At 57.2% G+C, this 18,249-nt stretch carries 20 protein-coding genes; 4 read left to right on the top strand and 16 right to left on the bottom strand.

Features of this window, described 5'->3' with window-relative positions:
* Positions 1 to 117: 117 nt before the first annotated feature.
* Together LT85_RS02975 and LT85_RS02970 are read left to right on the top strand one after the other, a co-directional pair.
* A complete protein-coding gene (locus LT85_RS02975; RefSeq protein ID WP_038485062.1) occupies positions 118 to 789 on the top strand; it encodes a MarC family protein in 672 nt (223 codons plus the stop codon).
* Positions 790 to 943: 154 nt separating this feature from the next.
* Positions 944 to 1,093, top strand: coding sequence for an entericidin A/B family lipoprotein (locus LT85_RS02970; protein WP_081991975.1), 150 nt, complete (start codon positions 944 to 946; stop codon positions 1,091 to 1,093).
* A 79-nt stretch (positions 1,094 to 1,172) separates the two neighbouring features.
* Here the strand turns inward: LT85_RS02970 and LT85_RS02965 are convergent, their stop codons facing one another.
* From LT85_RS02965 to LT85_RS02935, 7 genes are all read right to left on the bottom strand, one after another.
* Positions 1,173 to 1,937: an enoyl-CoA hydratase gene (locus LT85_RS02965; RefSeq protein ID WP_038485058.1), complete on the bottom strand. Its 765-nt coding sequence runs from the start codon at positions 1,935 to 1,937 to the stop codon at positions 1,173 to 1,175.
* 242 nt (positions 1,938 to 2,179) lie between these two features.
* The gene (locus LT85_RS02960) at positions 2,180 to 3,376 is read right to left on the bottom strand and encodes an acetyl-CoA C-acyltransferase (protein ID WP_038485055.1); all 1,197 of its coding nucleotides are present in this window, start codon (positions 3,374 to 3,376) and stop codon (positions 2,180 to 2,182) included.
* A gap of 85 nt (positions 3,377 to 3,461) precedes the next feature.
* Positions 3,462 to 5,849 (bottom strand): 3-hydroxyacyl-CoA dehydrogenase/enoyl-CoA hydratase family protein, encoded by a 2,388-nt coding sequence (locus LT85_RS02955; RefSeq protein WP_038485052.1) that lies wholly within the window; start codon positions 5,847 to 5,849, stop codon positions 3,462 to 3,464.
* A 72-nt stretch (positions 5,850 to 5,921) separates the two neighbouring features.
* Positions 5,922 to 7,712 (bottom strand): acyl-CoA dehydrogenase C-terminal domain-containing protein, encoded by a 1,791-nt coding sequence (locus LT85_RS02950; protein WP_038485049.1) that lies wholly within the window; start codon positions 7,710 to 7,712, stop codon positions 5,922 to 5,924.
* 22 nt (positions 7,713 to 7,734) lie between these two features.
* Positions 7,735 to 8,415, bottom strand: coding sequence for a TetR/AcrR family transcriptional regulator (locus LT85_RS02945; protein ID WP_052134602.1), 681 nt, complete (start codon positions 8,413 to 8,415; stop codon positions 7,735 to 7,737).
* Positions 8,416 to 8,782: 367 nt separating this feature from the next.
* Positions 8,783 to 9,169 carry an RNA-binding S4 domain-containing protein gene (locus LT85_RS02940; RefSeq protein ID WP_038485044.1) on the bottom strand — a complete coding sequence of 129 codons (387 nt, stop codon included), beginning with the start codon at positions 9,167 to 9,169 and terminating at the stop codon, positions 8,783 to 8,785.
* A 21-nt stretch (positions 9,170 to 9,190) separates the two neighbouring features.
* Entirely contained in the window at positions 9,191 to 9,928 is a 738-nt protein-coding gene (locus LT85_RS02935; protein WP_038494894.1) for a Nif3-like dinuclear metal center hexameric protein, read from the bottom strand.
* A 74-nt stretch (positions 9,929 to 10,002) separates the two neighbouring features.
* Between LT85_RS02935 and LT85_RS02930 the strand changes: the two genes are divergently transcribed.
* Positions 10,003 to 11,169 carry a S1C family serine protease gene (locus LT85_RS02930; protein WP_038485041.1) on the top strand — a complete coding sequence of 389 codons (1,167 nt, stop codon included), beginning with the start codon at positions 10,003 to 10,005 and terminating at the stop codon, positions 11,167 to 11,169.
* A 36-nt stretch (positions 11,170 to 11,205) separates the two neighbouring features.
* Here the strand turns inward: LT85_RS02930 and LT85_RS02925 are convergent, their stop codons facing one another.
* Entirely contained in the window at positions 11,206 to 12,645 is a 1,440-nt protein-coding gene (locus tag LT85_RS02925) for a DHA2 family efflux MFS transporter permease subunit (RefSeq protein WP_052134600.1), read from the bottom strand.
* A 163-nt stretch (positions 12,646 to 12,808) separates the two neighbouring features.
* On the opposite strand from LT85_RS02925, the gene LT85_RS02920 reads away from it, so the two are divergent.
* A complete protein-coding gene (locus tag LT85_RS02920) occupies positions 12,809 to 13,495 on the top strand; it encodes a DUF2461 domain-containing protein (RefSeq protein WP_038485038.1) in 687 nt (228 codons plus the stop codon).
* Between the two features lie 48 nt (positions 13,496 to 13,543).
* Here LT85_RS02920 and tatC read toward each other — a convergent pair whose 3' ends face one another.
* From tatC to hisA, 8 genes are all read right to left on the bottom strand, one after another.
* Positions 13,544 to 14,311, bottom strand: a complete 768-nt coding sequence (tatC, locus tag LT85_RS02915; RefSeq protein WP_038485035.1) for a twin-arginine translocase subunit TatC — start codon at positions 14,309 to 14,311, stop codon at positions 13,544 to 13,546.
* 72 nt (positions 14,312 to 14,383) lie between these two features.
* On the bottom strand, positions 14,384 to 14,878 hold the full coding sequence (tatB, locus tag LT85_RS02910; RefSeq protein ID WP_038485033.1) for a Sec-independent protein translocase protein TatB: 495 nt from the start codon (positions 14,876 to 14,878) through the stop codon (positions 14,384 to 14,386).
* Between the two features lie 67 nt (positions 14,879 to 14,945).
* Complete coding sequence (tatA, locus tag LT85_RS02905) at positions 14,946 to 15,155, bottom strand: Sec-independent protein translocase subunit TatA (RefSeq protein WP_038485030.1); 210 nt, start codon at positions 15,153 to 15,155, stop codon at positions 14,946 to 14,948.
* A 102-nt stretch (positions 15,156 to 15,257) separates the two neighbouring features.
* A complete protein-coding gene (locus tag LT85_RS02900; RefSeq protein WP_038485027.1) occupies positions 15,258 to 15,629 on the bottom strand; it encodes a histidine triad nucleotide-binding protein in 372 nt (123 codons plus the stop codon).
* A gap of 76 nt (positions 15,630 to 15,705) precedes the next feature.
* Positions 15,706 to 16,083 carry a phosphoribosyl-ATP diphosphatase gene (locus LT85_RS02895; RefSeq protein WP_038485024.1) on the bottom strand — a complete coding sequence of 126 codons (378 nt, stop codon included), beginning with the start codon at positions 16,081 to 16,083 and terminating at the stop codon, positions 15,706 to 15,708.
* Positions 16,084 to 16,228: 145 nt separating this feature from the next.
* Entirely contained in the window at positions 16,229 to 16,624 is a 396-nt protein-coding gene (gene hisI / locus LT85_RS02890; protein WP_038485021.1) for a phosphoribosyl-AMP cyclohydrolase, read from the bottom strand.
* Positions 16,621 to 17,385, bottom strand: a complete 765-nt coding sequence (hisF, locus tag LT85_RS02885; RefSeq protein ID WP_038485018.1) for an imidazole glycerol phosphate synthase subunit HisF — start codon at positions 17,383 to 17,385, stop codon at positions 16,621 to 16,623. Before hisF ends, hisI begins: the two co-directional genes overlap by 4 nt.
* Positions 17,382 to 18,218, bottom strand: a complete 837-nt coding sequence (gene hisA, locus LT85_RS02880) for a 1-(5-phosphoribosyl)-5-[(5-phosphoribosylamino)methylideneamino]imidazole-4-carboxamide isomerase (protein WP_038485015.1) — start codon at positions 18,216 to 18,218, stop codon at positions 17,382 to 17,384. The genes hisF and hisA overlap by 4 nt, the downstream gene beginning before the upstream one ends.
* Between the last annotated feature and the right edge of the window lie 31 nt (positions 18,219 to 18,249).

Below are 18,249 nucleotides of genomic sequence, written 5' to 3'. Positions count from 1 at the left end.
TGATCCAGCTTTACTTGCCGCCGTTATGCCGCCGGTCTAGAATCGGGCTCTCACTGCAAATGCTGCCATTTCCCTGGCCGTTTGCAGTCAATGCACGATTACCGGTTATTGGCACACATGGAATTTCACTTACTCAGCTTCATGAAGACGGTGCTCTTTGTGCTCGCGGCGCTTTTGCCCATCATGAACCCGCCTGGCGGCGCGCCGATTTTCCACTCCCTGACCATCACCGCATCCGACGCCACCCGCAATGCGCTGGCGCGCCGGGTAGCCATCAATTCCTTCATGCTGCTGGTCGGCGGCATGTTTATCGGCACCCACGTGCTGGCTTTCTTTGGCTTGTCGCTGCCGGTGGTGAAAGTTGCCGGTGGCCTGCTGGTGATCGCCACCTCCTGGAAAATGCTGAATTCCGATGAAATGCCGAAGGCCGAATCGGTGCCGGAATCGCTCTGGACTCAAGAGCTCGCGTCAAAGAAGGCATTCTATCCGCTGGCTTTTCCATTAACGGTGGGGCCTGGTTCCATCTCGGTCGCTATCACTCTCGGCGCCGGCGTACGGGTGCCGAATGTACCGCTGCCGCTGTCCATGGTTGCCGCAGTAGTCGGCCTGGCATTGGCGGCATTGACTGTATATCTCTGCAATCGTTTTGCCGGCGTCTTGATACGCTTGCTGGGCGATACCGGCACCACCGTGATGCAGCGGATGACGTCGTTCATCCTGCTGTGCATCGGCGTGCAAATCCTGTGGGATGGCGTCAGCGGCCTGTTATTGCAATGGCAAGCTCACTGATCCGGACTCGTCGGCGACGGAGTTTATTGGCAGGGAAATACGTTGTTTGGCCACGCCTGACCATGACGGAATATCCGGTTTTCGGATTAAGACATGGACAATTGAAAGGCTAGTGATAAGATTATTGCCTCACCAACCAACGTAGGAGAAGACTATGCTGAAGAAAATGCTCGTAGTTGTCGCAATGTTTGGCGTGTTTGGTGCGCTGTCGGCATGCAATACCGTAGCTGGCATGGGCAAGGATGTCCAGACCGGCGGCGAGAAGGTACAAGACGCGGCGCAAGACGTACAAAAGAAAATGTAATTTGCAGCAGCCTCCGAATGCAAACAAAAAACCCGACTCGAAGTCGGGGTTTTTTATGCTCGCTATCGGTGCGCGCGGCTCAGCAGAACTTGCTGAAATCAGGCCGGCGTTTTTCAAAGAAAGCCATGAATGCCTCCGCAGCTTCCGGCGCTTTCAACATTGCGCTGAAATGCTCAATCTCCTGCATCATCCGCGCTTCCACGACAGCGGTCTGATCGCCCTTCATCAGACGCTTGGTGATGCGGATCGACGCTGCCGGCAAAGCCACCAGCTTGGCTGCCTGCGCCTGCGCAAATGCCAACAGCTCTTCTGCAGGCAAAACTTTGTTGACCAGCCCCATGGCGGCAGCCTCTTCAGCCGTGAAGGCTTCGCCCAGCAACAGCTTTTCGGCAGCGCGCTGATAGCCGGCGATTTGCGGCAAGATCAGGCTCGACGCAGCTTCCGGGCACAAACCCAGCTGCGTGAACGGCATCGAAAAGCGCGCATTGTCGGCCGCGTAAACCAGGTCGCAATGCATCAACAAGGTCGTGCCGATACCAACCGCAGCACCCGCTACCGCCGCCACCATCGGCTTGCTGGCGTGGCTGATCTGATGCAGGAACTGGAACACCGGACTATCCATGCCGGTAGGCCGGTTCTTCATGAAATCTTCAAGATCGTTGCCAGCGCTGAATATCTGCGGCTTGCCGGCAAACAGGATCGCCCGCACCGCGCTATCGGTCTCTGCATCTTTCAAGGCATCGACCATCGTCTGGTACATGGCGGCGGTAATCGCGTTCTTTTTTTCAAGACGGTTGAACTCAATCGTCAGGATGCCGTTTTCCTTGCTAGTCAATATGTCCATCTGGTACTCCATTCAATACAACGATACGTTCGATAGAATAATCGCAAAACCCGCACTTCCAGTTCGCCAGAGGCGTAAAAACAAGGCGCATGACGCACAGACAATATGCTAGTACGGCAAGCGGCATGCAACGCGGTTATCGCGTCTCTGGCGGACTGGAAGACAAAAAAGCCGTGCGGAGGATAGCTGCACGGCTTTTTTGTTTTTTACGATTGCTTATGACAATCTGCTAATTCAAACAATTACATGCGTTCGAAAATACCTGCGGCGCCCATGCCAGTACCAACGCACATGGTAACCATGCCGTATTTCTGATTGCGACGACGGATGCCGTGGATCGCCGTAGCGGCACGGATCGCGCCGGTAGCGCCCAGCGGATGGCCGAGGGCGATCGCGCCGCCCAGCGGGTTGACCTTGGACGGATCCAGGCCGAGATCCTGAATCACCGCCAGCGCTTGCGCTGCGAATGCTTCATTCAATTCGATCCAGTCCAGCTGGTCCTGGGTGATGCCGGCGGCGCGCAGCGCTGCTGGAATCGCTTCCTTAGGACCGATACCCATGATTTCCGGCGGTACGCCGCGTACTGCGAACGACGCAAAACGCGCCAGCGGCGTCAAATTGAATTCCTTCAAGATCTTCTCGCTGACCAGAATCAGCGCACCTGCGCCGTCCGACATCTGCGAGCTGTTACCGGCCGTGACGCTGCCTTTGGCGGCGAACACTGCCTTGAGCTTGCCCAGGGTTTCCATGGAAGAATCGGCGCGTGCGCCTTCGTCACGGTCAACGCTGCGGGTTTTCAGATCAATCTGGCCGGTCGCAAGGTTCGGGAAGCGTTCGATGATTTCGACGGAGGTGGTTTCGTCCTTGAATTCACCCGCCAGTTGGCCTGCGACGGCACGACGGTGGGATTCCACCGAAAACGCATCTTGCGCTTCACGCGACACTTTCCATTGTTGAGCGACTTTTTCAGCCGTCAGACCCATGCCGTAGGCCATGCCGACGTTTTCGTCCTTGAACACGTCCATGTTGACCGATGGGTGGAAACCCATCATCGGCACCATCGACATCGATTCAGCGCCGCCGGCGATCATCACATCAGCCTGGCCGACGCGGATACGGTCGGCAGCCATGGCGATTGCAGTGATGCCGGATGCGCAATAGCGATTGACGGTAACGCCGCCGATAGTGTTCGGCAGACCGGCCAGCAACACGGCGTTACGCGCCATGTTCAAGCCTTGCGCACCTTCAGGGAAAGAACAGCCGATGATGGCGTCTTCGATCAGTTTAGGATCCAGGCCTGGCACTTGCGCCACGGCGGACTGGATTGCGCGCACCAGCAGGTCGTCCGGACGGGTGTTCTTGAACATGCCGCGCGGCGCCTTGCCGATTGGCGTACGTGTTGCGGAGACGATATACGCTTCTTGAAGTTGTTTGGTCATTTCCTGCTCCTGATATAGTCAGTTGGGGACAGAGTAATTCGCCACGCTACGGTGGCTCCCAAACTCTTTCCCACAAATATTCAGCTTAGTTGCGCACTGGTTTGCCGGTTTGCATCATGCCCATGATCCGCTCTTGCGTCTTAGGGTTGTTCAGCAGTTCGATGAACGCTTTACGCTCCAGGTCCAACAGCCATTGTTCATTCACCACGCTGTTGTCGTTCACTTCGCCGCCGCAAACGATGTTGGCAATCATGTGGCCCAGTTTGTAGTCGTGCGCGGAGATGAAGCCACCGTCACGCATGTTGACCAGCTGTGCCAGGATGGTGGCGATGCCGTTGCGGCCGATGACCGGGATCTGCGCCTTCAGCGGTGGGCGATAGCCAGCGTCAAACATGGCCCGCGCTTCAACCTTTGCCACGTGCAACAGCTCGTAGGCATTGAAGACGATCACGTCGTCGGCCTTCAGGTAACCCATGCTCTTCGCTTGCAAGGCCGATTTCGAGACATTGGCAGTCGCTGCATTCATGAAGGAAATCTTCAAGAATTGCAGGATGTCGTTGCCCTTGGCGTCGTTGGCCGCACGTACTGCCGCTTCCTTCAAGCCGCCGCCGGCTGGAATCAAGCCAACGCCGACTTCCACCAGACCGATATACGACTCGATGGAAGCAACGCGCTTGGCAGTATGCAATGCCAGTTCGCAGCCGCCGCCCAGCGCCAGACCGGCCACGGCAGCAACTACCGGGACGTTCGCGTACTTGAGACCCATGAATGCTTGTTGCAATTCGGCGACCATCGGTTCGATCGCCTTGGCGCCACCCGACATGAACAACGGCAGCATCGATTGCAGGTCCGCGCCAGCCGAGAACGCACCGCCTTCAGCAGCATCCGCGTGCCACAGAACCAGGCCCTTGAAATTCTTTTCTGCTTCGGCAACCGCCTTGTTCAAACCGGCAATGACTCCCGGTCCGATCACGTGCATTTTTGTCTTGAAGGACAGGATCAGGACGTCGTCGTTTTGATGCCATGCGCGTACCGAGTCATCCTCGAATACGGTGGTGCCGGCAGTCTTGCCGTCGGCCACGCCTTCACCCAGCAACGGTGCACGGAACACCTGGCGCTCGTAGACTGGCAGAGTGGAACGGGCAACATTGGCTTTCTTGGCCGGCGAGTAGGAACCGTCGGCGGCGTGCACGCCAGTGCGGCCGTCGAATACCCAGGCTGGCAGCGGTGCGTTGCACAGCGCCTTGCCGGCATCGATATCTTCCTTGACCCAACCTGCGATCTGTTTCCAGTCGGCGGCTTGCCAGATTTCGAACGGGCCTACGCTCCAGCCGAAGCCCCAACGCATGGCGAAATCGATATCGCGCGCATTGTCGGCGATCGACTCCATGTGCACTGCGATGTAATGGAAACCGTCGCGGAAGATAGACCACAGGAACTGCGCTTGTGGATTGGTCGATTCGCGCAAGGTCTTCATGCGCTTGACCGGATCCTTGTCTTTCAGGATGCGCGCCACCAGTTCGTCGGCCTTGCCGCCGCCGGTAACGTAGTCGCCCTTGGCGGCGTCGATACGCAGAATGTCCTTGCCAACTTTCTTATAGAAACCGGCACCCGATTTTTGACCCAGCGCACCTTGCTCGACCAGCTTGGCCAGCAGCGGCGGCGTTGCATACACACCGTAGAACGGATCGTCCTTCAGTGTGTCCTGCATGGTCTTGATTACATGGCCCATGGTGTCCAGGCCAACCACGTCGGCGGTACGGAAAGTACCCGATTTGGCGCGGCCCAGCTTGGCGCCGGTCAGGTCGTCGACAACGTCAACCGACAAACCGAATTTTTCAGCCTGATGCACGGTCGACAGAATGCCGAACACGCCAACACGGTTAGCGATGAAGTTAGGCGTATCTTTAGCGCGGACCACGCCCTTGCCCAGCGTCGTCGCCAGGAAGCCTTCCAGCTGGTCGAGAATCTCTGGCTTGGTGGTTGCGGTCGGGATCAGTTCCACCAGGTGCATGTAGCGCGGTGGGTTGAAGAAGTGAACGCCGCAGAAACGCGCTTTCAGTTCAGCATCGAAACCTTCCGACAAAGCGGTGATCGACAAGCCGGAAGTATTGGAAGCGAAAATCGCGTTCGGTGCAATGTGCGGCGCAACCTTCTTGTACAGGTCATGCTTCCAGTCCATACGTTCAGCAATGGCTTCGATGATCAGGTCGCAGCCTGCCAGCACGTCCAGGTTGTCTTCATAGTTGGCGACTTCGATCAGTGAAGCGTCATCCTTGTTACCCAGCGGCGCAGGACTCAGTTTCTTCAGGTTTTCGATGGCGCGCAGGACGATGCCGTTTTTCGGGCCTTCCTTGGCCGGCAGATCGAACAATACGACAGGCACCTTGGCGTTCAGGCAGTGGGCCGCAATTTGCGCACCCATCACGCCGGCGCCGAGAACGGCGACTTTTTTAACGATGAAATTCGACACTTGTATCTCCTTGGTCAGTCTGTTGGGAGTGTGAAGCCGGCATGTCCGAGCCCGGCCCATCCTACGGCTAAATTAGAACAAATCCGCGTCCAGCGCCATCAGGCTGCCCGAACCGGAGCGCGCCTGACGGATCAGCATTGCTGTTTCCGGCAGCAGGCGGGCGAAATAGAAACGTGCTGTCGCCAGCTTGGAAACATAGAACTTGTCGCCTGAATCTTGCTTGGCCAGTGCAATCTTCGCCATTTGCGCAAAGAAGTAGGCATACACCAGATGGCCGACTACGCGCAGGTAAGGCACAGCTGCCGCACCAGCTTCGTCAGGGTTCTGGAAAGCCTTCATGCCGATTTCCATGGTCAGCTTGCTGACCTTGTCGCCCAGATCCGCCAACGGCGTGATGAATTCCGACAGCGATTCGTCAGCGCCGTTCTCTTCAATGAACGCTTGTACCTTGGCGCCGAATTTCTTCAGCTTGGCGCCGTTGTCCATCAATACCTTGCGGCCCAGCAGATCCAGCGACTGGATGGTGTTGGTGCCTTCATAGATCATGTTGATGCGGGCATCGCGAACATACTGTTCCATGCCCCACTCGGCGATGAAACCGTGGCCGCCGTACACTTGCATGCACTCCGAAGTCGCCACCCAGGCGTTGTCAGTGATGAATGCCTTGATCACCGGCGTCAACAGGGCGACTTCATCAGCCGCATTCTTGCGCACTTCTTCATCTGGATGGTTCAGTTCCTTGTCCAGTTGCAGGGCAACGTAAGAGCAGAATGCGCGTGCGCCTTCTGCATATGCTTTTGCCGTCAACAGCATACGACGGACATCAGGATGAACGATGATCGGGTCAGCTGGCTTGTCCGGCGCCTTGATGCCGGACAGGCTGCGCATCTGGATGCGGTCTTTTGCATATACCAGCGCATTTTGGTAAGCCACTTCCGTCAAGCCCAGGCCTTGCATGCCGACGCCGAGACGGGCGGCATTCATGAACACGAACATCGCGTTCAAGCCTTTGTGCGGGCCGCCGATGATCCAGCCGGTCGCGCCGTCCAGGTTCATCTGGCAAGTCGAGTTACCGTGGATGCCCATTTTTTCTTCGATTGCGCCGCAGGTGATCGGATTGCGCTCACCCAGCGAACCGTCTGCATTCGGCAGGAACTTCGGCACCAGGAACAGCGAGATACCCTTCGAACCTTCCGGTGCGCCCGGCAAGCGTGCCAGCACCAGATGCAGGATGTTGGCCGACATGTCGTGTTCGCCGGCCGAAATGAAAATCTTGCTGCCGGTGATTTTGTAGGAGCCATCGGCTTGCGGCTCAGCCTTGGAGCGCAGCATGCCCAGATCGGTGCCGCAATGCGCTTCGGTCAGGCACATGGTGCCGGTCCACTCGCCGGATACCAGCTTAGGCAAATACAGCGCTTGCTGCTCAGGCGTGCCGTGTGCGTGCAGGCACTCATAGGCGCCGTGCGACAAACCAGGGTACATGGTCCAGGCCTGGTTGGCCGAATTCATCATTTCGTAAAACGAATTGTTGATCACCAATGGCAAGCCCTGGCCGCCGAAATCCGGATCGCAAGACAGCGAAGGCCAGCCTGCTTCAACATATTGCTTGTAGGCTTCCTTGAAACCCTTGGGCGCGGTCACGGTGTGCGTGGCCTTGTCGTGATGGCAGCCTTCGCGGTCGCCGGAATGGTTCAACGGGAACAGCACCTGGGAGGTGAACTTGCCACCCTCTTCCAGCACTTGATTGATGATGTCCGCATCGATTTCAGCGTGCTTCGGCAACTGCTTCAGTTCATCTTCTACATGCAGCAACTCGTGCATGACGAATTGCATATCCCGCAGTGGCGCGACGTATTGACCCATGGTGCTCTCCTGATGATTAACTTTACTGGATTGGTCTGGCTACCGTTTTGGCAGCGATTTTTTGGTTCGTTTTCTGATTCTGCGACGCTGGCTTGCTGACGGCCGCCAGCGGCTGGGCATTGCGGTAACTGTCGATCAGACGGTCAAAACCCTTTTGCGCGCGCTCGACACTGCCGGCTTTCTTGAGAAAACGCGCGTCATGATGCAAACCCAGGATCAGGCCGTACATTTCATAGACCAGCTGGTCGGCATCGGTATCGGCACGCAGATGGCCAGCCTCGACCGCTTGCAATGTGCAACGGTGCAGGGCCAGTTGCCAGGTGCGCACCATGGTCACCAGCTGATCGCGGATTTCGCCCGGACGGTCATCGTATTCGACTGCACCGCTGATATAGATGCAACCAGAGGCGATTTCAATCGTCACCTGCCTGATCCAGCGTGCAAACATGCACTCCAGACGCGGCAAGCCACGTGTTTCCTTGATACTCGGATAAAACACTTCCTGCTCAAACTGGCGGTGATACAACTTGACCACTTCAATCTGCAAGTCTTCACGCGAACCGAAATGGGCGAACACGCCGGACTTGCTCATGTTCATCTTTTCGGCCAGCAAACCGATGGTCAAGCCTTCCAGACCATCGCGGCTCGCCAGCGTGATGGCGACATCCAGGATCGCTGCGCGCGTCATTTCGCCTTTACGCATAAATTTTGGCGGCGTGTCAGTGTGTGCCACGATAATCCTGTCTCTGCCTGGTTGGCTTTAGTTAGCTTTGGTTACGAGCGGCGCCTGCCCGCTTTGGCATGATGGTTTTACTCATGCCGGCAAGAATGCGAACGCTCGTACTATTATGCACCAGAATCGAAATGTCAAACAGCGACTTAGAGGGGCGGTTCTACCGAGAGCCACCTCGAATTTAGCCGGGAGTTTATTTGCGCGGTTTGGGTCCGATGGCGAACGTAGCGCCTCATCCTTGACGAAGGCTGCCGCTGCGGAAAAACGCTCTGGGCTGCTCCACGCTACCGGTAAAACAGCGTGAAAGCGATGTCAGACCGTTATTGAAAATTCAGACCTAGGATTGTGCTTTATCCAACAAACGACGGTCGCGTTTGGTTGGCCGGCCCTTGATTGCCATGGTCGGCTCTTTGAAAAACTTCCGGTCCTCAGCGATGACGCTGCGCTTGGCCATGCTTTGCTCGGTTTCCCGGTACAGCGTTTGGGCTATTGCGGCGGAACCTCGCGTATCCGCCAGCAGCAACACCTCAACTTCCCAGACATTGGCGCCATTATCGATCGTCAGAATTTCGCCGGCCTTGAGGTTGCGCGCCGGCTTGATGCGCTCATCGTTCAGCTTCACTTTGCCGTTATCAACCGCGTCGCTGGCCAGGGTACGTGTCTTGAAAAACCGCGCCGCCCACAGCCATTTGTCGACTCTTACCGCTTCAACTGTTTTACTCATGTTTGAACTCTGGCTTGCCAATCAAACCGGGTTGTCGATATCGATAAACTGATGTTCCAACCCGAAACGCTCCGCCAGATGACGTCCCAGCGCCTGCACGCCGTAACGTTCTGTAGCGTGATGCCCGGCCGCGAGATATGCCACGCCGCTTTCCCGCGCAAGATGCACGGTCGGTTCTGAAATTTCACCGCTGATGTAGACGCTGGCTCCAGCGGCAATCGCGTCGCCCAGCATGTTTTGCGCAGCGCCGGTGCACCAGGCGACTCTTGCCAATGGCTGGGCCGGATCGCCGATCAACACCGGAACCCGGTTCAAGCGGCGTTCAATCACGGCGGCAAGCTCGCCCACGGTCTTGACCTGTGGATCGGCGACGCTACCCAGCCAACCCAGTTGATCGTCGCCAAAGCGGCCGTTCGGGGTGAGATCCAGTTGCTGCGCCAGTTGCACGTTGTTGCCGAACGCGGGATGGACGTCTAGCGGCAAATGGTAGGCGAACAGGTTGATATCATGTGTTAACAACAATTTCAGCCGCTTATGCCTGATGCCGACGACGCGCGCATCTTCGCCGCGCCAGAAATAACCGTGATGCACCAGGATCGCATCGGCGCCAGCCTCCAGAGCCGCTTCCAGCAACGCCTGGCTGGCGGTGACGCCAGTCACCAGACGCTTAATTTCTGCGCGTCCTTCCACCTGCAAGCCATTTGGACAATAATCACGGAACTGTATAATGTTTAATGCTTCGGCAAGATACTTCGCCATTTCAATGCGGCTTACCGACTTTTGACCCACGATCTTTGATTCCTCGATTTTTGATCTCACTCTAAGACTCCACTATGCGACGTTTCTGGCTGTTATTTGCACAAACCGTAACCATCGGTTTAGCGATCCTGTTCATTGTAACGACCTTGAAGCCGGATTGGCTAAACGGTTCGCTGACCAGCTCGCGCCTGCATATTGCAGCCTCCAAGGTGCCGTTGCAGGAAGCCGCGCCAGGCACGATCGCGCCGAGTTCTTATCGCCAGGCCTCGCAGCGTGCAATGCCGTCGGTGGTGAATGTCTTCACCAGCAAGGACGCTAAACCGCCTAGCCCGGAAGTGCTGGAAGATCCGTTGCTGCGCAAGTTTTTCGGCGATCGTGGCGATGATGCGGATGACCGGCAATCAAGCCTGGGATCCGGCGTCATCGTCAGCTCGCAAGGCTATATCCTGACAAACAACCACGTTGTCGAAGCCGCCGATGAAATCGAGGTAGCGCTGGCCGATGGCCGCACCACCACTGCCAAAGTAGTCGGCACCGATCCGGAAACCGACCTGGCCGTGATCAAGATCGACTTGCCTAACCTGCCTGCAATCACCCTCGGTCGGGCGGACGAAGCCAGCGTTGGCGACGTGGTGCTGGCGATCGGCAATCCGTTCGGCGTTGGCCAAACCGTCACCATGGGGATTATTTCCGCCCTCGGTCGCAGCCATCTCGGCATTAACCAGTTTGAAAACTTCATCCAGACCGACGCCGCCATCAATCCGGGCAATTCCGGCGGCGCCCTGATCGATACCAACGGCAACCTGCTGGGGATCAATACGGCAATTTATTCACGCACCGGCGGCTCGCTCGGGATCGGCTTTGCAGTGCCCATGACAACCGCAAAAACCGTGATGGAATCGATCATCAACACCGGCCACATGGTGCGTGGCTATATCGGCGTCGAACCTCAGGACATCACGCCAGAGCTGGCCGAAAGCTTCGGCCTGACGCGCAAGACCGGCGCCATCATTGCCGGCGTCATCAAAAGCGGCCCGGCCGACAAGGCAGGCCTGAAGCCGGGCGACATCCTGGTGGCGATCGAAGGCAAGCCGATTGCCGACAGCACCGACATGACCAACCTGATCGCCCAACTGCCTCCCGGCAGCAAGGCCAAACTGACGATATTGCGCAAGACGCAGGAAACCACCGTTGAGGCCGTCATCGGCAAACGCCCTCCGATGAAACGCGAAGCGGAATAACTGCCCACAGGTCGGGTTACGCTACCCTGGCCCGACCTAAGCCTGCCCCGCCGCATCCTCAGCAACGGTACTCGCCACCGGACGCAACAAGACAGCGCTCAGCACCGCCGCCAGCGTGGCGAAGACAGCCCCACCCAGGAACGCTACCTGATAGCCGCCGTTGAGCGCGGCAGCCTCTCCCCAGCCGATCGCCTGCAAACTGCCGCTACGGGCATCAGCAAGACTGGCCAGCAGCGCCAGTCCCAGTGCTCCCCCCATCATGAACGACGTATTGACGACACCGGACGCCAGCCCGGAGTCGCCAGGCGCCACCTCACTCATCGCCGCCAGCAGCATGGGATTGAAGGCAATCCCCGCGCCCAGACCAAGCAGCAGCATGCCCGGCAGGACATCGGTCACGAAGCTGCCGTCCACCGGCGCTCGCGCAAACAAGGCCAGGCCGACAGCTGCGACGAGCAAGCCGGTCGCCAGCGGCAAACGGATGCCAAAATGCATGACCAACTTGGCGGACAGTCCGAGCGAAAAAACCGCCATGATCAGATTGGCTGGCAAGAAAGCCAGGCCGACCTGCAGCGGCCGGTAACCAAGCACGCGCTGCAGATACAGGGCGGAAATGAAGAACCAGGCGAACATCGCCGCCGCCCACAGCACCCCGACCACATTAGCGACCACCACGCTGCGCAAGCGGAACAACGCCAGCGGCACCAGCGGCGCCTTGACCCGCGCTTCGATACCGAGAAACAGGATCAGCAGCGCAACCGCTGCCAGCAGCATGACGATGGTCTGGGTCGAAGTCCAACCGGCTTCGTTGCCATTGACGATCGCATACACGGCGAGCATCAGCGCGATAGTGATGCTCGCCGCACCTGCCACGTCCAGTTTGTGATGACTCTCGGCACCGCGGCCGGATGGCAGCAACCTGGCGCACAGCACATAAACAGCAATTCCTATCGGCAGGTTGACCAGGAAAATCCAATGCCAGCTTAAGGCGCTGGTCAGCAAGCCGCCAAGAAGCACACCGATACTACCGCCGCCGGCACAGACAAAACCATACACGCCCATCGCCTTGGCGCGCTCGGCCGGCTCGGTGAACAGGTTCATGATGAGCGACAGGGAAACTGCCGACACCACAGCACCGCCCAAACCCTGTATCGCCCTTGCGCAGACCAGCAGCACTTGCGAATTGGCCAGGCCGCACGCCAGCGAAGCCAGCGTGAACAGGGTAATCCCGAGCAGGAACATGCGTCGGTGGCCGAACAGGTCGCCCAGCCGGCCGCCCAGCAGCAGGAAGCCGCCAAAGGTCAGCATGTAGGCGTTCACCACCCACACCAGCGACGTCTCGGTAAACCTGAGATCGGCGGCGATCGAGGGTAGCGCGACATTCACGATCGTGGTGTCAAGCACGATCATGAGCACTCCGAGGCAGAGCACTATCAGGGCCGACCAGCGTTTGCGGCTATCGATACCATGCGTCATAACAAAGTCTCCGGTGAGGCGCCGCCAAGCTTGCAGCGCGGCCTTATTTCAAAATACTAGCATGGCAATCGAATATCGGATCTGGTGCGATAATTGGCGCCAGGCCGCATTCAAGCCATCAAACAAGCTTTCTATAAAAATATGCACATAAAGGAAAATTGCAATGCATGTCCGTGACTTGACCCAATACCTTGCAGAACTCTCTGAAAATAACAATCGGGCCTGGTTCGTCATGAACAAGCCGCGCTACGACATCCTGCGCGCCGAATTCCTGGAGCTAGTGGTACGCCTGATCGCCGACATCAGCAAGTTCGATCCGGCGATTGCGGGCTGCAACCCCAAGAAGGCGCTGTTCAGGATCAACCGCGACATGCGTTTTTCGCATGACAAGAGCCCATACAAGACGTATTTTTCGGCGTCGATCACTGCCAGCGGCCTGAAAAAGCCAAGCCAGGGCGGCGGCCCCGCCTATTATTTTCACATAGATGCCGATGGTACGCTGCTGGTGGCCGGTGGCGAATACATGCCGCCAGCTGACCGCTTGCGGGCGATTCGCAACCAGGTGGTGGCTGATTCCCTCGGCTTTGGCAAGCTGCTGAAGAACAAGAAGTTCAAAGAAACCTACGGTACGCTGCAAACCGAAGGCAAGCTGGTGCGGCCGCCGAAAGGCTTCGATGTCGATTCGCCGCACATTGAATATATCAAACTGAAGAATTTCATCGTCTGGAAGGAACAGCCGTTGAAGAAGATGCTGTCGGATGCGCTGGAGAAGGAACTGGTGAGCGGCTTCAAGGATGCCTATCCGCTGGTGGGCTGGCTACGGCAGATCAAGACACCGGTGACAGAGTAGAGATTTGTAGTGCGAAGGAGCGGCCGCATAGCCGCTCCGGTTAAATTCTTAAACCGTTTCTTCTGACTCCACCGGCGCCTGCGTCGCCTTGACGAACAATGGCGCGACCAGCAGGCCGATTTCATACAGCAGGCACAACGGCACGGCCAGCAACATCTGGCTCATGATGTCCGGCGGCGTCACCACTGCAGCCACCACGAAAGCACCGACGATCACATAAGGCCGGATCGATTTCAGTTTTTCCAGCGATACCAGACCCATGCGCACCAGCACGATCACCACGATCGGCACTTCAAACGTCATGCCGAAGGCGATGAACATGGTCATCACAAAATCGAAATAATTATCGATATCCGGCGTCACCGAAATCGAGGCCGGTGCCACCTTGTTGATGAAGTGGAAGATCACGCCAAACACCAGGTAGTAACAAAAGGCGACCCCGGTGATGAACAAGATGGACGACGACACCACCAGCGGCGCAATCAGTTTTTTTTCATGCGCATACAAACCCGGCGCGATAAATGCCCATAGCTGGTACAGCACCCACGGCAAGGCGATCACGAAAGCCACCAACAGCGTCACTTTGACCGGGATCAGGAATGGCGTGATGACGCCGGTGGCGATCATCTTGCTACCGTGCGGCAAAGCGGCCAGCATTGGCGCGGCCAGGAAGTCGTAGATATTCGCAGACCACGGCATCAGGCACAGGAAGACCACGATGATCGCGATCGATGCCTTCATGATGCGATTGCGTAATTCCACCAGGTGCGAAATGAACGTCTCTTCGACGCCGCTGGTTTTCTGTTCTTCAGTCATGGGGGCGGTTAAGTTGCGAACATGTGCGGATTTCAGGCGTCAACCGGACGTGGATTGCGTTGACGCATGAAATCATGAAAAAAACGAGCCGGAAGACTTGCCCTGACCAGACGGACGGTATTTGGCAACCCGCGCAGCGCCGGACAGGACTCGCGATTTCTGGCCGCTTTGCTGCTTGTACCAGGCGGGAACAGCGCTGCTGCGCGCCAGTTTCTTCCTGCGAAAACTCTTGGCTTTGATCGCCAGCTGCTCAACTTTATATGTCTCAGGCGTGCTGCTGAGGCCGTCATCCCAGGCGGCATGAACGTATTTGTTGGCGTCGGACATGCCGCGCGAGATGCTTTGCTCGATATCGCTGGCCGCTTCCTGCACGTCTTGCTGCATTTTGCGCAATTCTTCCAGCTCAATCTCGCGGCTGACTTCCGATTTCACTTCATTGATATAGCGCTGCGCACGGCCGAACAGGGAGCCTGCCATGCGCGCGACAGTCGGCAGTTTTTCCGGGCCGACTACGACCAGAGCAACTACGCCGATCAGAGCGAGTTTAGTAAGACCAATATCGATCATGGGATGGAGCGGTCAACGTCAAACCGGACCGGCGCCTCACGAACCTGCGAGCGCCGGTTGCCGCAACTCAGTTGCCGGACTTGTCCTTTTCTTTGGCTGCCACATCAATCGTCGGCTTGTCTGCAGCGGCTTTTTCTTCCTCGCCCTTGACGCCATCCTTGAAGCCCTTGACCGCTTTACCCAGGTCGGAGCCCATGTTGCCGATTTTTTTGGTGCCAAATACCAACATTACGATAACCAGCACGATCAACCAGTGCCAAATACTGAACGAACCCATTTTTTTCTCCTTGCCGGACACCCTGTGTCCAAGCCTACTAAGTCAGATTAACCGTTAAATCCTTACAACCCGTCGGCAGCTGCCGGCCTGATCGAACCAGGCTTAGCGCTGCCCGCGCCACGGCTTAGGTCCGCCGATGACGTGCATATGCAAATGGTACACCTCTTGGCCACCATCCGGTCCGGTGTTGAACAAGGTCTTGAAACCGCCGCTGGCCTGGCCCTGCCCATCGACCTGGTAACCACAACCTTGCTCTTTTGCAAGACGCGGCGCCAGGAGCGCCATTTTACCTAGCAAAGCAACGTGGTGCTCATCGCAATCGGCAAGAGTTGCAATATGTTGCTTCGGTACAATAAGAAAATGGATGGGCGCCGCTGGATTGATGTCATGAAAGGCAATCAGGTCATCATCTTCATAGATCAGCTTAGACGGAATCTGCTTGGTTGCAATTTTGCAAAAAATACAATTTTCCAAATTATCTCCAGATATCAAACAGCCGTAGGGATGCCGGTCATGATCATAAAATCACGCACCCATAAGTGCGTGGGTCTCAACTCTTGTGCTGGTCGGCTTCCTGTTGTTCGCGCTCAGTCAGCTTGCGGCTGGCCTTCTCTTCGATTCCGGACAAGCCTTCGCGCCGCGCCAGTTCTCCCAGCACATCTTGCGGCGTCAGGTTGAATTGCGCCAGCATGATCATCGAATGAAACCACAAATCAGCGCACTCATACAGTACATGCGACACATCGCCGTCGACCCGCGCATCCTTGGCGGCCATCACGGTTTCGGTAGCTTCTTCGCCGATTTTTTTCAGAATCGCATCGTCGCCCTTGGCGAACAGGCGCGCCACATATGAAGTGGCCGGATCGCCGCCATTAGCCGGTTTGCGCGATTCGATAACCGCCGCCAGGCGTTGTAGGGTTTCACTCATGATTGTTGCAAATCCGTTATGTATAGGACTTACGCAAAATTCCGCCAGCGGCGTTATGCCTCCTGGCGTACCTTCGTACTATCTTCGTCGGCAGCCTTGCTGACGAAATTTTGCGTAAGTCCTGATGTAGTTATGTGTCAGTCAGTTACTTGTAGATCTCGTCCGGCTCTTTCAACACCGGCTCGACTGCTTCCCAGCTCTTGCTGTCGCTTTCGTACTTCTGGAAGAAGCAGGAGTGACGGCCGGTATGGCAAGCGATGTCGCCAGCCTGGGTCACCTTCAGCAACACCACGTCTTCGTCGCAATCGAGGCGGATTTCGTGCACTTTCTGCACGTGGCCGGATTCTTCACCCTTGTGCCACAGTTTCTTGCGCGAACGGCTCCAGTAGACAGCTTCGCCCAACGCCACCGTCTTCGCCAAAGCGTCGCGGTTCATCCAGGCGAACATCAACACATCGTTCGATCCCAGCTCCTGGGCAATCACCGGCACCAAACCGTGCTCGTCCCATCTCACCTTATTCAACCAACTTACGCTACTCATGCCAGCCTCATCGGAATCTGTTGCGCAGCCATGAACTGCTTGGCTTCTTGCACAGTGTGTTGACCATAATGGAAAATGCTCGCTGCCAGCACCGCGTCGGCGCGGCCGATCTTGATGCCGTCAGCCAGGTCTTGCAAGCCGCCGACGCCGCCGGAGGCAATCACCGGAATCGTCACGGCATTGGATACGCTGCTGGTCAAGGCCAGGTCGAAACCAACCTTGGTGCCATCGCGGTCCATGCTGGTCAGCAGGATTTCACCAGCACCCAACTGTTCCATCTTTTGCGCCCACTCGATGGCGTCAAGGCCGGTCGCCTTACGGCCGCCATGGGTAAACACTTCCCACTTGCCGGGTGCGACCTGCTTGGCGTCGATGGCGACCACGATACACTGCGAGCCATACTTGGCAGCTGCATCGGCTACCAGCTGCGGATTGGTGACTGCGGAGGTGTTGATGCCGACCTTGTCGGCGCCTGCATTCAGCAAACGCCGCACGTCTTCCACCACGCGCACACCGCCGCCGACCGTCAGCGGAATAAACACTTGCGATGCCACCGCTTCGATAATCGGCAAGATCAGGTCACGGTTGTCGGACGAGGCTGTGATGTCGAGAAAAGTAATTTCATCAGCACCCTGCTCATCATAGCGGCGCGCGATTTCTACCGGATCGCCGGCGTCGCGCAGCTCCAGGAAATTGACGCCCTTGACAACGCGGCCATTGGTCACGTCGAGACAAGGAATGATACGTTTGGCGAGAGTCATGGCTTGTCAGCTTCTGGCTGCTCCGATAAATCTTCGTCCTCGGCAAATTCACCCACGAAATTGTCAGACTCGTCGCTCAATTCATCGGCGCGCTCTTGCGCCGAACGCAAATCGAGCGTGCCTTCATAAATCGAACGGCCGCAAATCACTGCTTCAATGCCTTCATCCTGCACCGCGCACAGTGCCTCCACGTCATGGACGTTATGCACGCCGCCGGAGGCAATCACCGGGATCGTCATGCTTTGCGCCAGCTTGACGGTAGCTTCGATGTTGACGCCGCCCATCATGCCGTCGCGGCCGATATCGGTGTAGACGATCGAGGCGCAGCCGTAGTCTTCGAATTTCTTGGCGAGATCGATCACTTCGTGGCCGGACAGTTTGCTCCAGCCATCCGTGGCGACTTTGCCATCCTTGGCATCCAGGCCGACGATGATCTGGCCCGGGAACGCGCTACAGGCATCATGCAGGAAGCCAGGATTCTTGACAGCCGCAGTGCCGATGATAATGTAGCTCAGGCCGTCGTCCAGATAGCGTTCGATGGTGTCGAGGTCACGGATGCCGCCACCCAGTTGCACCGGGATTTCCTCGACGCCGTTGAGCAAGGCAAATTCACGCACGGCCTTGATGATGGCCTTGACCGCCGGTTCGTTCTTCGGCTTGCCGGCAAACGCGCCGTTCAGGTCGACCAGATGCAGGCGTCGCGCGCCTTGCATCAGCCAGTGCCGGGCCATTTCGCCCGGATCGTCGGAAAATACAGTGGCTTGGTCCATATCGCCTTGTTTCAGGCGTACGCAGTGACCGTCTTTAAGGTCGATGGCAGGTATCAGCAGCATGGCTACAGGTTCAGTTAAAGGTCAATGTTTG

This window comes from Collimonas arenae (assembly GCF_000786695.1).
Taxonomy (GTDB): Bacteria; Pseudomonadota; Gammaproteobacteria; order Burkholderiales; family Burkholderiaceae_D; genus Collimonas; species Collimonas arenae_A.
The sequence above is the reverse complement of the archived record's forward strand: the minus strand, read 5'-3'. Positions and strand labels throughout refer to the sequence as shown.